This is a genomic window from Paenibacillus sp. FW126-R14 (assembly GCF_058789495.1).
In genome coordinates this window covers 1-13,483 of sequence record NZ_JBYTBS010000098.1, presented here as the reverse complement: position 1 = coordinate 13,483, position 13,483 = coordinate 1, and the positions used below count along the sequence as shown (strand labels likewise).

Annotated in this window: 16 protein-coding genes; 6 read left to right on the top strand and 10 right to left on the bottom strand. The window is 52.6% G+C overall.

Annotated elements, in window-relative coordinates; all coding sequences use genetic code 11:
• Positions 1–330 precede the first annotated feature (330 nt).
• From rsbW to AC3WRW_RS31840, 4 genes are all read right to left on the bottom strand, one after another.
• Positions 331–753, bottom strand: coding sequence for an anti-sigma B factor RsbW (rsbW, locus tag AC3WRW_RS31855; protein ID WP_492550238.1), 423 nt, complete (start codon positions 751–753; stop codon positions 331–333).
• Positions 750–1,082 (bottom strand): STAS domain-containing protein, encoded by a 333-nt coding sequence (locus AC3WRW_RS31850; RefSeq protein ID WP_492550237.1) that lies wholly within the window; start codon positions 1,080–1,082, stop codon positions 750–752. Before AC3WRW_RS31850 ends, rsbW begins: the two co-directional genes overlap by 4 nt.
• A 113-nt stretch (positions 1,083–1,195) precedes the next feature.
• Positions 1,196–2,380, bottom strand: coding sequence for a glucose-1-phosphate adenylyltransferase (locus tag AC3WRW_RS31845; RefSeq protein WP_492550236.1), 1,185 nt, complete (start codon positions 2,378–2,380; stop codon positions 1,196–1,198).
• Between the two features lie 171 nt (positions 2,381–2,551).
• The gene (locus AC3WRW_RS31840) at positions 2,552–3,688 is read right to left on the bottom strand and encodes a PP2C family protein-serine/threonine phosphatase (RefSeq protein ID WP_492550235.1); all 1,137 of its coding nucleotides are present in this window, start codon (positions 3,686–3,688) and stop codon (positions 2,552–2,554) included.
• A 229-nt stretch (positions 3,689–3,917) separates the two neighbouring features.
• On the opposite strand from AC3WRW_RS31840, the gene AC3WRW_RS31835 reads away from it, so the two are divergent.
• Positions 3,918–4,379 (top strand): YtxH domain-containing protein, encoded by a 462-nt coding sequence (locus AC3WRW_RS31835; protein ID WP_492550234.1) that lies wholly within the window; start codon positions 3,918–3,920, stop codon positions 4,377–4,379.
• A 42-nt stretch (positions 4,380–4,421) separates the two neighbouring features.
• Positions 4,422–4,835 carry a hypothetical protein gene (locus AC3WRW_RS31830; RefSeq protein WP_492550233.1) on the top strand — a complete coding sequence of 138 codons (414 nt, stop codon included), beginning with the start codon at positions 4,422–4,424 and terminating at the stop codon, positions 4,833–4,835.
• Between the two features lie 426 nt (positions 4,836–5,261).
• Here the strand turns inward: AC3WRW_RS31830 and fumC are convergent, their stop codons facing one another.
• Complete coding sequence (gene fumC, locus AC3WRW_RS31825; RefSeq protein ID WP_492550232.1) at positions 5,262–6,647, bottom strand: class II fumarate hydratase; 1,386 nt, start codon at positions 6,645–6,647, stop codon at positions 5,262–5,264.
• Positions 6,648–6,845: 198 nt separating this feature from the next.
• Between fumC and AC3WRW_RS31820 the strand changes: the two genes are divergently transcribed.
• Positions 6,846–7,238, top strand: coding sequence for an acyl-CoA thioesterase (locus AC3WRW_RS31820; protein ID WP_492550231.1), 393 nt, complete (start codon positions 6,846–6,848; stop codon positions 7,236–7,238).
• Between the two features lie 11 nt (positions 7,239–7,249).
• On the opposite strand, the gene AC3WRW_RS31815 is transcribed toward AC3WRW_RS31820, so the two are convergent.
• On the bottom strand, positions 7,250–7,819 hold the full coding sequence (locus AC3WRW_RS31815; RefSeq protein ID WP_492550230.1) for a pyridoxamine 5'-phosphate oxidase family protein: 570 nt from the start codon (positions 7,817–7,819) through the stop codon (positions 7,250–7,252).
• A 176-nt stretch (positions 7,820–7,995) separates the two neighbouring features.
• Between AC3WRW_RS31815 and AC3WRW_RS31810 the strand changes: the two genes are divergently transcribed.
• Positions 7,996–8,157: a hypothetical protein gene (locus AC3WRW_RS31810; protein WP_492550229.1), complete on the top strand. Its 162-nt coding sequence runs from the start codon at positions 7,996–7,998 to the stop codon at positions 8,155–8,157.
• 165 nt (positions 8,158–8,322) lie between these two features.
• A complete protein-coding gene (locus tag AC3WRW_RS31805; RefSeq protein ID WP_492550228.1) occupies positions 8,323–8,931 on the top strand; it encodes a DUF3298 and DUF4163 domain-containing protein in 609 nt (202 codons plus the stop codon).
• On the opposite strand, the gene AC3WRW_RS31800 is transcribed toward AC3WRW_RS31805, so the two are convergent.
• Both AC3WRW_RS31800 and AC3WRW_RS31795 read right to left on the bottom strand, forming a co-directional pair.
• Entirely contained in the window at positions 8,928–9,938 is a 1,011-nt protein-coding gene (locus tag AC3WRW_RS31800; protein WP_492550227.1) for a TRM11 family SAM-dependent methyltransferase, read from the bottom strand. The two genes, AC3WRW_RS31805 and AC3WRW_RS31800, sit on opposite strands and share 4 nt — an antisense overlap.
• A gap of 29 nt (positions 9,939–9,967) precedes the next feature.
• On the bottom strand, positions 9,968–10,870 hold the full coding sequence (locus AC3WRW_RS31795) for a LysR family transcriptional regulator (protein WP_492550226.1): 903 nt from the start codon (positions 10,868–10,870) through the stop codon (positions 9,968–9,970).
• Between the two features lie 128 nt (positions 10,871–10,998).
• Here AC3WRW_RS31795 and AC3WRW_RS31790 point away from each other — a divergent pair, with 128 nt between their 5' ends.
• Complete coding sequence (locus tag AC3WRW_RS31790) at positions 10,999–12,069, top strand: branched-chain amino acid aminotransferase (protein ID WP_492550225.1); 1,071 nt, start codon at positions 10,999–11,001, stop codon at positions 12,067–12,069.
• Between the two features lie 87 nt (positions 12,070–12,156).
• On the opposite strand, the gene AC3WRW_RS31785 is transcribed toward AC3WRW_RS31790, so the two are convergent.
• Positions 12,157–12,573 carry a DUF1232 domain-containing protein gene (locus AC3WRW_RS31785; RefSeq protein WP_492550224.1) on the bottom strand — a complete coding sequence of 139 codons (417 nt, stop codon included), beginning with the start codon at positions 12,571–12,573 and terminating at the stop codon, positions 12,157–12,159.
• A 54-nt stretch (positions 12,574–12,627) separates the two neighbouring features.
• A complete protein-coding gene (locus AC3WRW_RS31780) occupies positions 12,628–12,987 on the bottom strand; it encodes a hypothetical protein (RefSeq protein WP_492550223.1) in 360 nt (119 codons plus the stop codon).
• Between the last annotated feature and the right edge of the window lie 496 nt (positions 12,988–13,483).

Sequence of the window (13,483 nt, the reverse complement as noted above, 5' to 3'; positions counted from 1 at the left end):
TTGGCGGCATGGCTTTTGCCTTTCCAAGCAGGAGTTCCACCTGCTAAATTACACGACTTTACCATTGGTCGCTCACGACCTGTAGTTCCCACAACTTTGCTTATCCATGCCTAGAGAGAACTATTCGTCAAAATCGCAGGCACGAGTTGGCAGCATCCTCAAGAGTGAGGCAATCAGCGCCAATAGCAAAGGAGCTAAGCACATACAGTCGCTTAGCTCCTTTTAACATTCAACCAGTTACTTTTTTCTGCCCGCATACCTTTGGACAGCTTCTTTTTCCTCTGCCTCGCTGCCCCCACTCAGTCATACCTGACCACATGCGACGGCCCTTTACTTTTGTACATATTTAACAAGTGTGACTTCCGTACCTTGATCCGTATTCACCGTCACCTCATCCATCAGCGCTTGCATTAAGTACATGCCGAGGCCACCGGACTGCAGTTCACTAAGCGATTGGCCCACTGGCGGTTCAACACGCCCGTTCTTCGCTTCGTAATCAAAACCAGGGCCGTCATCCTTCACTTTCACGGTCAGCTTGCCGTCTCCCAGCTCATAACGAATCTGGATTTGCCCTAAACGGGCTGACGTCTCTCCGTGAAGCACGGCATTATTGCAGGCCTCTGAAACCGCTACTTTCATATCCTCAATGTCCTCATAGGAGAAGCCCAGCTTAGAGGCAATTCCATAGAGACTGAGTCTGACGATATCCAAATACTCCGCTGCTGCGGGTATGTGCAGACGTACGACATTCATGCGCTTCCTTCGATCCCTTCGTTCAGAAATCCGGAGATGCCCGTAAGGTCAAAGAGCCGTTTAATACCGGACGGAATATGCCGCACAGCGAACGGCGCCTTGAGCTCATCGCGAATTTTCAAAGCGGAGACCATAATACCGATCCCCGTGCTGTCGATATATGTTAACTTGCCTACGTCCAGAATCAATGCTTTATCAGTCCGATGAACCACCGCTTCAAGCGCATGGCGGAACTTCAATGCCGCAGCCAAGTCAAGTTCCCCACGGATATGAAGCTGTATAGATTTCTCTAATTCTTCTTGGTCAATTTGGAACTTTTCTGCTGGCATGAGCCACACTCCTTTTAAGTGGTTTGCTCTTTTAAGTGTAACAAGCACCTCAACTTTACACAAGCTTCACATCTAAAAGCAGGGTCTCCCGTACATTTTCACCCCACATAAGCTTAAATGAAATTCAGCCTCGTACCGGTCAGCTTTACAGGGATGGAGGCCGAATAATGCCGTCCGATGACGGTGTTCTCACCCACGACAGTAATCCCCTTTTTCCCCGGCATGCCTACGATCGCGCCATCTTTAATAATCGAGCCTTCGCCGATAATCGCATTAAGAATAAGTGCATGCCTCCCGATTTGAACGCCCGGCATAATGACGCTGTTAAGCACCCGGCTGCGCTCTTCGACCGTTACCCCATCGAACAGAACGGAATGACTGACATTGCCATAGATGGAGACGCCGTCTCCAAGCTCCGTACGATGAACGCGCGCATCCAGAGCTACATAATTCTGGGAAAGGCTGCGTTTGGCCGTCAGCACAGGCCATGCCTTATGATTCAATTGCAGCCTCGGATAATAATCAAGCAAATCCATGTGAGATTCCCACAGGCTTTCGATCGTGCCCACATCCTTCCAATAGCCTTCGAAAGGATAGGCGGACACATGCGCACCGGAAGCCAGCAGTCCGGGAATAATATCGCGGCCAAAATCATGGCTCGACGCCACATCTTCCGCATCCTGCTCCAAACAGGACTGCAGCACCTCCCAGTTAAATATATAAATGCCCATGGATGCCAAATTGCTGGCCGGTTTGAGCGGCTTCTCCGCAAAGGCGGTAATCCGGTGGAGCTCATCTGCGCTAACAATGCCGAAACGGCTCGCCTCCTCCCATTCCACAGGCATAACCGAAAGCGTAGCATCCGCCCCGGATGCCTGATGATGCGCCAGCAAATTCCGGTAATCCATGTTATAAATATGATCGGCAGACAGAATTAGCACATAGCGCGGTTGATGTTCCCTCAGAAAGGCTAAGTTCTGATAAATGGCATCTGCGGTCCCCGAATAGGCATTGGGCGCACCGGCCTCCCGCTCCAGAATGGAAATGCCGCCACCGCAGCCCTCCGCTGCCCAAACGTCCCCGCTTCCGATATGGGCATGCAGCACGGCAGGCTTATACTGCGTCATCACGCCGACGGTACCGATTCCCGAATGGCGGCAGTTGCTTAAAGCGAAATCGATCATCCGGTATTTCCCACCGAAATGTACCGCCGGCTTCGCCATATGCTGCGTTAACGGACGAAGCCTGCTGCCTTCACCGCCAGCCAGCAGCATGGCTACACATTCTTGTTTCTTCATCTTCATCTCATCCTTCCGTTTGGGATTTATTTGAAAATGACAGCCGACCTGCTGATTGCATTCATACACGTTATTACACCCATATGCGCCTATTGAAACAAAAAATGCACAAGCTTCCCCATTTTTTGGGGTGAACTTGTGCATGCCTTCTTTTGTTCACGGGTACAGCGGTTACGGAATACTGATCATGACCAAACACATGTCGTCTTGCGGCGATCCGCTTCTATCATACGGATAGATGCGTTCGACCAAATCCTCAGGGTCGTGGGCTGCAGCGGACTGCAGGCCTTGCTTGATTTTCGCGGTGCCGTCCTGCTCCTCATCATCGAGCCATTCCGACAGACCGTCTGTGAATAAAACAATGCGAGCTTCTTGATCATAACGAATCACGCCTTTGGTCACGTCAATCCCTTCAAAGAAGCCAATGGCACAGCAGCCCTCCGTCAACAGCTTGATCTCGCCGTCCAACATCGCAAGGCCTGGCGGGTGCCCCGCATTCACATACTCAATCGTGCGCTGTTCCGTATCCAGAACCATGTAGATCGCCGTGAAATAATAATTGATCAGACTATCCGATTGATGCAGTTGATGCATTCGTCCGTTCAGCTCGCGAATCACGCCCTCCGGATCGCAAATCTGCGTAATCGTATCCTTCAAAGCCGAATAAATGTACATGCACACAAGCGAAGACGAAATCCCGTGTCCCATCATGTCCAGCAAAATAATGCCATACCGGTTCGGCCCAATCGGATACCATGCGTAGAAGTCCCCTGCCAGTTCGGACGAGGGCTTATACACCGCGGAAATATGGATATCCTCCTTCTTAATCGGATGGCTGAGCACGCTGCGCTGAACCTGTTTAGCCAAATCCAGCTCATATTTGATCCGCTTATCCCGCTCTTTGTGCCAATCCTTCTCATATTTCAAACGGAGCGTCGAACGGATTCGGGCAAGCAGCTCCACCCGATTAATCGGCTTCATGACATAATCCAGCGCCCCGGCATCTAACGCTTCCGCAAGCTTATTGGAATCTCCCATCGCCGTCACGAAAATAATCGGGATATCCCGCAGTCTTTCATCCGCTTGAATCGTGCGGCAGGCTTCCACTCCGTCGATTTCCGGCATCATCATATCCATCAAAATCAAATCCACTGGCACCTCGGCCGGATGGGGCGAATTCATATCTAATAAGTCGTACAGCTCTTTCGCCGAGGATACCATCGTGAGATCCGTGTACCCGGCTTTGAGCAAAATTTTTTCGATAATCAGCAAATTGGTCGCGTTGTCGTCCACAATGACAATACTCATCGTCGTCATATCCCCTCTCGGGTAAAAGTTAGCAGGAACCCCTCACCTATTTTACCATAGTACAAAAATAAAGATGTTCACTAACTAGTACCCGTATGACGAAAATTTTAATCATCAAAAACAGACATTTTCGACAAAAACAGCCCTGGCTGTTTCAAAAACCAGAAATCCGGTTACAACCAAGTAGGACGCATGACCACCTACACCCTATTTGAAGGAGAGATGACTCATGAGCGAAACAGTCGAAGCAAACAAAGACGGACTCTGGCTAGGCTTACTAATCGGCGGTGCTGTAGGCGCTGCAGCCTCATTGTTGTTAGCCCCTAAACAGGGGGCGGAACTGCGCAGGGATTTATCGAAAACATATCGCACCTTATATGATAAAACGAGCCGTTTTGCAGCAGCCTTAGGTTCAAAAGCACAGGAACTGGCTGCCAACGCAGGTGACAAAACCGAAAGGGCGGCCGTTACGCTTGGCGAGCAAGCACAGGAGATGACGGAGTTGGCCGGTGAGAAAGTGCGGGAGCTTGGCGAGCAGGCTGCCGATAAGGCGCAAGAAATTGGCGAGCAAGCTAGTGACAAAGTGCGGGCGATGGCCGGGATGGCTGGCGATAAGGCGCAAGAAATTAGCGAGCAAGCTGGTGATAAAGTGCGGGCGATGGCCGGAATGGCTGGCGATAAGGCGCAATAGACACTAGTGCTTCAAGCTACATTTTGAAAGGAGAGGTTTGGTATGGATAAGAGCACACTGCATCGACAACTAACCGATTTGGGATTGGAACGTGTCGAATACACGGAGAAAGCCGTCTATCAATTCAATATTTATAGCGAGGCTACGGCAGCCTCCTATCCGCTTACGTTAACGTCCCTAACTTCAGAGCACGGAAATACAACCGTACACTTCCATGAGGCCGACTTTCCGGAGAATACGTTCGTTCCACTGGAAGTCCGTCGCGCTGCACTGGACAAGCTGATCGAATTAGAACGGCTGTGCAACGGTTCCTCCGGCAAATCCTTGGAAGAAGCCAACAATGGCTCCATGGCCCAGGATTTGGAGGAAATGAAGAAGCTCGGCAATGAAATGAAACACATGAAGACGAACAGCGAGCTGTTGGAGAAAAATCTGATCCCGGATCCCATACAATAAACAAGGATAAACGACTTCGTCGTGCTTTTAGGGCGAGCGCGTTTATCAAGGTAGATGCGAAAAAGGTTGGACAGGATAGTACCCTGCTCAACCTTTTTTTGGCATTCGGGATTAAGAGTGCATGCGTCGGGCCTTATAAAACACGCTTGCTTTCGGGGAGTGACGTTCCTCTCCCTCTAAAGGGAACTGTAGTCCCCTATTTAGGCAAAATCGGCCAGATTCCACTTTTAGTGGGAACTACAGGGCTTTATTTGCCCCTGCAGCCGCCATTTCCCCTTGAAACGGGCAAATAGGGGACCATAGTTCCTCTTCAAAGCCGGAAAAACCGCTTTGGGAGCACATAGCGGACTGTAGTTCCCTCTGGCGGACCAAAAAGCTCCTGCGAAGTTGCGAAGTCGATGGTTGCGCCTGAATCGTGCCGCCGCATCAAGCCTTCGGCTGCACCATTTCCTCCGGCCGCACGTAGCTGTCAAACTGCTCCGCCGTCAAGTAGCCGCTGCGCACGGCAGACTCCTTCAGCGTCAGCCCTTCCTTGTGGGCTTGCTTCGCAATGCTGGCCGCTTTCTCATACCCGATATACGGGTTGAGCGCGGTAACCAGCATGAGGGACTGCTCGAGATTGCGCTGAATCACCTCGCGATTCGGCTCCATCCCCACGAGACAGTTGTCGTTGAACGAGCGCATACTGTCCGCCAGCAGCCGCACGGACTGCAGGAAGTTATGGATAATCACGGGCTTGAACACGTTCAGCTCGAAATTGCCTTGGCTGGCGGCGAAGCCGATGGCCGCATCGTTGCCCATAACCTGGCACACGACCATCGTCATCGCTTCGCTCTGGGTCGGGTTGACCTTGCCCGGCATAATCGAAGAGCCGGGCTCGTTCTCGGGGATCGTGATTTCGCCGATCCCGCAGCGAGGGCCGCTCGATAGCCACCGCACATCGTTGGCTATCTTCATCAAGTTCGCCGCGAGCGCCTTCAGCGCGCCGTGAGCGTAAACGATCTGATCATGGCTGGTCAGCGCATGAAACTTATTCGCGGCCGAGACGAAGCGCGTGCCCGTCTCGCGCGTGAGCTGTTCGGCAACGCGCGAGACGAACTCCGGATGCGCGTTCAGACCGGTGCCGACCGCGGTGCCGCCAATGGCCAGCTCGCGCATCGTATCCACGCTGCTGCGCACCATGCGCGCGGCCTGCTCCAGCATCGCCCACCAGCCGCTAATTTCCTGCCCCAGCGTGAGCGGGGTTGCGTCCTGCAGGTGGGTGCGGCCGATCTTTACGATGGAGGCATAAGCCTCCATCTTGCTCTGCAGCGTCGCCTGCAAAAGCTCCAGCGCAGGCAGCAGCTCTTGCTCCACCGCGAGAACCCCGGCCACGTGCATCGCGGTAGGGAACGTATCGTTCGAGCTCTGCGAGCGATTCACGTCATCGTTGGGATGGATGCGCGCGCCATCCCCGAGCAGTTCGCTGCCGCGATGCGCAATCACCTCGTTGACGTTCATGTTCGACTGCGTCCCGCTGCCGGTTTGCCAGACGACGAGCGGGAACTCTCCGCTCCAGCGGCCCTGCACGATTTCGTCCGCCGCTTGCGAGATGGCCTCCGCCTTCTCCGGCGTTAGCCCGCCAAGCTCACGGTTGACTTGTGCGGCAGCCTTTTTCAACAAAGCAAAAGCCCCAATCAACCGCTCCGGCATCCGCTCGGTGCCAATCTTGAAATTCTCGAAGCTGCGCTGCGTCTGCGCGCCCCACAACTTATCCACAGGTACTCTGATTTCCCCCATCGTATCTCGTTCAATCCGGTATTGCTGCTCCATCTGTATATCCTCCTTTGCAGGCGCTGCCCGCCGATATCATTTGTTAACCTACCTTTGACCCATGTCAAACACATGAAGCATAGTTTACCCAAATACTGGAGCGCTATGAGGCATCAACTGGTTTTATCCGGTACAGACGAGCTATAATAACAACAAAACACGTGCCCTTGGCAGGCGCAAACAAAGGAGTTCTCCCGCATGGAATCGAGACTTGAAATCATCGTCCGCTCGACGGAAATCGATGTGAACGGCCACGTCAACAACGCCAAATACTTGGAATATCTCGAATGGGGGCGCGAGGAATGGTACGAACTCTCCGGGTTGTCTTACGAGACTTTCGGCTCCATGGGCATACAGACCGTCACCGTGAACATCAACATTAATTACAAGAAAGAGTGCAAACAAGGAGAACAGCTCACCGTTACTTGCCGCCCCGAGAAAATGGGACGCTCCAGCTACGTGCTGAAGCAAGAGATATATAACAAGCAAAATGAGCTATGCGCAGATGCGCTGGTAACCAGCGTTACGATGGACAGCTCGACACGCAAAAGCGCAGCTGCGCCGGAAGCGCTGCGGAAGCATTTTAGCTAAAAAGCAACGGTTTAAAGGTTGTTTGTGGATAACTTTTGCCCGAGTGGCGTCGGCATGCCGTCCATGCTGGTCATATTTTTTTCCTGCCAATACGCCAGCAGACCCTCGTCGCCCTTATTCGCAGCCCATTTCTGCAGCGTATTCCGCTCGCCCTCATAGTTGTAGAAAGGAACGCTAAAGCCGCATGAGGTCTTGACCTCATGCACTTTGACGGCAATGATTTGCCGGGCCCCGGGCAGCATTGTAAACCGGGGAGCCAATGCCTCCCACTCCGGGGTTTCCGGCAGGATGACGCGCCCTTGCCCATACAGACGCAGAATCATCGGAGGTCCCTCGAATGCGGAGAACAGGATGGTAATTCGTCCGTTCTCTTCGAGATGCGCGCTCGTCTCGTTGCCGCTCCCGGTTAAGTCCAAATAGGCCACTTCATTTTCGTTCAAAATGCGCAGCACATCATGACCCTTCGGCGACAGGTTCACGTGCCCGTCCCCCGACAGCGGGGCCGACCCCACAAAAAAGATGCGCTGCTTCGCAATAAACGCCTCATGCTCCGGCAGAATAGCCTCGAATGATTTTCCCATCCAAATTCGCCACCTTCCCATTTTCTTCTATTATGCTCCTCCCTGCTCCATTTGTGAAATACATTAGTTCGTCACCCTTTATAGTTACTGCCTATGGGCAACTTGGAAATCTTATGCATAATTCGGAACAGACGGAGGCATACTTAGTTAGTTGAAAAATGAGGAGGTGAATGTTCATGTCGACGAACAATCAGAATAATGATGCGGTAAGTCATGGCATCAATGCCGCCCAGGCCAATGCGGAAGACAGCCAAGCGCAGCAGCAGGTGGAGGAGCTAAGCTCAATGCTTCAAAGCTCAACCGCTAATGCCAACGAGGAGACTTCCTCTGAAGAGTAGTCACAACGCTATTTTTACATCGTACCGTTTGCCTCTATGCGCAGACAGAAAAGAGCTTTCCCATCAGGTCGCTCAAGACCCCGGGAGAGCTCTTTTTCATCGTGTGAACCAAACGCCCAGCCGCGGAATAAATTGTATCAAAAAGGTTAGGGATGGTTGAAAAGCATGGACGAATTGGATCACCCCGTCAGTATACAAACCTACCAGGTGCTTCGCGATAAATTAACGCTGCTGTATCCCGCCGTTATTCACCATACGCCATCCACAGCGCAGCGTGCCATGAACGTGGCGATTGTTAATGCCGTTAATAAGCAGCTTCGCGAGCAAGGCTACCCGCAAAATCCTTTGACGGACGTTACCGCCTATTATGAACTGAAAAACAATCAGCGGGGCGTACTCAGCTTGACCTTGTGGAATTATGCGTTCTCAGGCGGCGCACACGGCCTCACGATTCAGAACGCCTTAACGTTTCAGACAGAAACCGGCAAAACTTATGCGCTAAAAGATTTATTTAAGCCCGGCAGCGATTATATCGGAAAGCTGAGCGAAATGATTCTAGCTGAAATTACATTGCGCAAAATCCCGCTGCTGGTTGATTTTAAGAGCATTCGGCCGGATCAGGATTTTTATATCGCCGATAAATCATTGGTCATTTATTTTCAGGTCTATGAGCTGGCCGCCTATGTGTACGGCTTTCTCTACTTCCCTATTTCCGTGTATGCCATCCAAGACATCATTGCCGAGGACGGCCCGCTGGGGAAAATGTTCAGTTAAACGCAGACGATAATCTGCCGGCTGAACTTCCCTTTGCGGACGGCGCAGCGCTCGGCGATGCGAAAGCCTGCCTGCTCGATAAGCGGATCGATCTGCTCCGTCGTAATAAGAACCGCACGCTGCGTTAAACGGCGGGCAGACTGCAGCATTTGCAACTGCTCGTCCTCCGGCAGCTTGGAGCAGAGGTTGTACGGCATGTCGAGGATAAGCGCGTCATAACGGCTCTGCGAGCGGCTGGCTGAGGCCGGAGCTGGTGTTGGCGCAGGCGCTAGTGCTGGCGCAGGGGCAGGCGTAGGGGCAGGCTCGGGCAAGCCCAGCGTCCGCATGTCCGCCAGCGCGACCACATTCGGCATGCCGAAGTGGGCCAAATTCACCCGCGCGCCGCGCACCGCCAGCGGGTTCATGTCGCTGCCGGCGATGTCGATGCCCATCGACATCGCCTCCACCAGCACCGTGCCGATGCCGCAGCACGGGTCAATGACCCGCGCGCCCTCCGTAACGGGCACGGCGATGTTCACCACCGCCCGCGCTACGCGCGTACTCAGGGCGGTGGAGTAGTTCTGCGGCTTCTGCTGATGCTGCAGCCATACGGCTTCGCCGTAAACGCCGTCGCCGAACAGCCAGCGGCCTCCCAGCTCCGTCACGGCGAACCACTGCTCCGGCTTCCGCATCTCGGCTTTGCCGCGCAGATGCCGGCCTATTTCGCGTTCGACGTCCCGCTGCCGGTCATAGCTGACCGGGGTGTCCGTCTCCGCGAACGCGACCTTGAACGTTGACCCGCGTACGGTCAACGACTGAACCTGCGAGGCCAGCTCCGGCAGGCTGCCGGCCTCGAACCGAACATCCAGCCGCAGCTTCAGAAACGGGCTGCGGCTTGGCTCTACGCGGCGCGCGCTGACGGCGTAGCCCGCGCCGAGCACAGCTTCTGCGCCCAGTAAAGTGCGCAGCTCCAACTGGCACAGCTCCTGCTCGTCTTCGTGGCAGGCATAAATATATACATGTTCCATGTTTGTCATATCCCTCATTTGATTTTGCTTTATACCGGAACCGGAACGTCTTTGCTCTCGCCAAGGAATTGCTGCATGACCTGCTTCATGAACATTTTGGTCGTCTGGCACAGGAACATGTCCTTGCGGTACACAATGCCGACGTCCTTCTGAGGCACAGGGTCTACGATCGGAATACACCGAATGTCGCTGCCCTGAACGCTTTCCACATACGAGCCGGGCAAAACCGCTCCGCCCACATTGTTTTTGGCCATTTGCAGCAAAGATTCCAACGTGGAAAGCTCCAACATCGGCTTACATACCAAATCTGCTTGCTCGCAGCACGCCTCTATCATGTGTCTGACGTAAAACTTTTTGGGCAGCATCGCCACCGGAAGCTCAGCGAGATCCGCCAGACGAATCGTCTCGCTGCCAGCGAGCGGATGTTTGGAGGAGACGACGAAAAGCAATTTTTCGTTATACAGAGGAATTCGAACAAGCTGGTCATCCGCCTCCGGCAAAAAGACAACGCCTAAGTCCAGCTGATTGTTCAGCAGCCCCTCTATCGTCTCTTCGGTCGCCAGTTCGGCTACCGACAGCTCTATTTTCGGAAAATGCGCATGAAAAGCCACCATCGTCCCCGTGAGCAAATGATTGCCGGAGCACCCGATTCGCAGCCTTCCCCGCTGCATGCCTTGAATCTCGTTGAAAGCAGCCTGCGCCTGCTCCAGCTCGTGGAAAATATTCCGGCTGTGCTTATGCAAAATTTCTCCCGCTTCCGTCAAGTAAACCTTTTTACCGATTCGCTGAAAAAGAGGCGATCCGATCCGCTGCTCCAACACGCGAATTTGCTGGCTTAACGTCGGCTGGCTGATTCCCAGCTTTTCGGCGGCTTTCGTGAAATGAAGCTCTTCACAAACGGCCAAAAAATAGGCTAATAACCGATAATCCATCCTAGTAGGCCCCCGTTCATAGCGATTACCTATGATCGTAATTGAAATTTCATAATTGATCAATGATTGTTATTTTTCTATAGTATAGAATAACGATAAGGATCGTAAACGAAAGGTGGTTGCTCGCAATGTATGGACAAATTCGATTTGAACGCAATCCGCACGGCAAAACAAAACCCGGCATCGAGGATGGTTTAGGGTTTGGGCGTCATTTTACAGACCATATGTTCCTGTTGGACTATGAAGAAGGGAAAGGCTGGCATGATCCGCGCATTATCCCTTACGGGCCACTGTCTTATGACCCTGCCGCGATGGTGTTTCATTATGGGCAAGCTGTTTTTGAGGGGTTAAAAGCTTTTCGGACCGAGAGCGGCGACATCCAAATTTTCCGCCCCGACCAAAATGCCATCAGGCTGAACCGTTCCAGCGAGCGGCTCAATATGCCGGCTATCGACGAAGCTTTCATTGTGGATGCCATTCGGGAGCTCGTTCGCATAGATGCCGACTGGGTACCGCACAAACAAGGTGCGTCCTTATATATTCGCCCTTTCGTCATTGCTACCGAGGCTGGTTTAGGCGTACGTCCTTCCTCCAGCTACTCCTTCGTTGTCATCATGTCGCCGGTTGGCGCTTACTATGAGGAAGGGCTGCAGCCGGTCAAAATTCTTGTGGAAAGCCACTACGCCAGAGCAGTTCAAGGCGGTACCGGCGGCGCCAAAGCAGCCGGGAATTACGCGGCAAGCTTGAAGGCGCAAGTGCTGGCGAAGGAGCATGACTGCGCGCAAGTGCTGTGGCTGGACGCCATCGACAAGAAAAGCCTCGAAGAAGTCGGCAGCATGAACGTCTTTTTCAAAATCGGCGGTGAAGTTGTCACGCCAAGCCTTAGCGGCTCCATCTTGGAGGGCATCACCCGCAAAAGCATCATTCATTTGCTGAACGATTGGGGCATCCCCGTCACGGAGCGGAAAATCTCCATCGACGAAATCGTTCAGGCGTACGAAAACGGTACACTCGAAGAGGCGTTCGGCACCGGTACGGCTGCTGTCGTTTCGCCAATCGGCAGCCTGCTGTGGCAAGGAAAGCCGATGGTCATTAACGAGGGGCAAATCGGAGAGCTCGTTCATAAGCTTTACGACACGATCACCGGCATTCAGTACGGTCGGATTGCGGATAAGCACAGTTGGATGGTTACCTGTTAGTCATACGGAAACGCTGAAAAAACCTTTCATTCCACTTTGTGGGGTGAAAGGTTTTTTGTGTGGGGCCGGAGCTTCCCGCAAAGTTGATCAACCCTGCTCGGTCTTCTCTTGATCCACCACGAGCTTGCCGTCGATGTCGATGATAGCCTTGGATTTCAGCGCATCGTCCCCAAGAAGGTCGCGCAGCTTATTCTTTGCTTTGAGCTTCACGTCCTCGTCGATACTTCTGGCGACGGCGGCAAGAGCCAGCCCCAGCGCGCTTAAATCATCGACATAGCCGATAATCGGCAGCAAATCGGGTATAAGATCCAGCGGCAAAATGAGATACCCCAGTGTTCCGTATATTTGAACCTTTACTCTACGCGGCGTTTTGGGGCTTTCCAACGCGTAAAAGAGCAGCAAACCGCTATAAATGACTTTGCTGCCGGCCTTTTTGGCACCCTTTTTCAATTTGGACCAGAAGTCGTCTGCCGTGAAATATTTTTGATATTTGGAAGCGTCCATCTTGCGATCACTCCATTCTTTTCTTAGTGGAGAAGGACGGCACGAGGCAGCGCCCTACTTTGTTAATTCGTAGCCATCCAGCCATTCCTTGCCGGTTGCCCACTCTTTGACTGGGTTTTTCTCTCCTAAAATGTCCGCACAAGCATAAGCTATGACCCACTCTTTAAGGCCATTGTTCGTACTAGCTTTCAGCGTTAGCGTCAAATATGGAAGGGCAGCCTCACCATGCCGAACGATATCATCGTAGGATTTCTTGTTATTAGCAATATTAACATAAGGATTGCTGGAAACCATCAGCGTAGGATCTGTCATTATGGCAGCAAGATCCCCTTCAATTTGTTCGCCAATGTCTTTGCCGCAGGCGAAAAGGAGCATGCCGCAGCATAACCAGACAGCCATCAGCTTCGTACTCATTCAAAATCGCCTCCGCATGCGGGTCCGCCTACTATTTTATCCCAATTATACCACTATAACATGCAATGGGCTAAATCCACTTTACTGGAGGGAAGTATGGTCCTCTATTTATCCCTGCAGCTGCCCAACGGTGCATCCGAGGGAACTATGGTCCTCTATTGCGACTATTTTGGCTGAAATGCAGCCAAACTGGCGAAATAGAGCCCTACAGTTCCTCTTCGACTGAACAAAACCGGATATTCGCTCAAATAACGGATCCTAGTTCCCTCTAGCAGATTTCTTTAAGCACTTCTTGGTGAGTTTTACGGCCCTCAGACTGCATATCAACCAGCAAATAAGATTCGCCTGGGACAGTGCGATAGTGTGTTGGAAAGTACTTAGCTAGTTTGGGGGGAAGTGCGGTGAGATAGGCTAGTTGGGGGTGTTGAGGGTGTTGAGGGTGTTGAGGCTGTTGAGGGTGTTGAGGCTGTTGGGGCTGTTGGGGCTGTTGGGGCTG